Raw genomic sequence first — 434 nt, 5'->3', positions numbered from 1 at the left:
CGCTTTAACTGCAATCGGGATTTCAGGTCAGGCATCTATTGATAAAGTTGCAGGCCCAGTTGGTGAAGCTCTCATTATGACAGCTATTGGTCTTGCGGTCGCAGTACCTGCTGTACTGGGTTACAACTGGTTGACTCGTCGTAATAAAGCAGTGATGGAAAATGTTCGTTCATTTGGTTCCGATTTACATGCAGTTTTATTAAGCGGAGAAATTAATACCAACAATTCAATTAATCGCAGCATTAAATAATCAGGAGCAGACATTATGGGTATGAGTGTTGGTTCTGAAGATGATGACGAAATGATTGGAACGATTAACACGACACCTCTCGTAGATGTCATGTTGGTTTTACTTATTATTTTTCTTATTACTATTCCGGTAGTTACACATACAGTTCCAGTGAAACTACCAGAAGAAAAAAATACTCCGTACG

Annotated in this window: 2 protein-coding genes; both read left to right on the top strand. The window is 39.4% G+C overall.

Annotation, left to right across the window (positions count from 1 at the left end; all coding sequences use genetic code 11):
- Positions 1–250: MotA/TolQ/ExbB proton channel family protein (locus WCE05_RS26095; RefSeq protein WP_218244690.1), on the top strand; the 250-nt coding region annotated here is incomplete at its 5' end.
- A 15-nt stretch (positions 251–265) separates the two neighbouring features.
- Positions 266–434, top strand: a 169-nt coding sequence (locus WCE05_RS26090) for an ExbD/TolR family protein (RefSeq protein WP_368816852.1), incomplete at its 3' end; no start/stop codon positions are given.

This window comes from Pseudomonas sp. I2, assembly GCF_040984075.1.
Classification (GTDB): Bacteria; Pseudomonadota; Gammaproteobacteria; order Pseudomonadales; family Pseudomonadaceae; genus Aquipseudomonas; species Aquipseudomonas guariconensis_B.
This window is presented reverse-complemented; position numbering and strand designations above follow the sequence as displayed.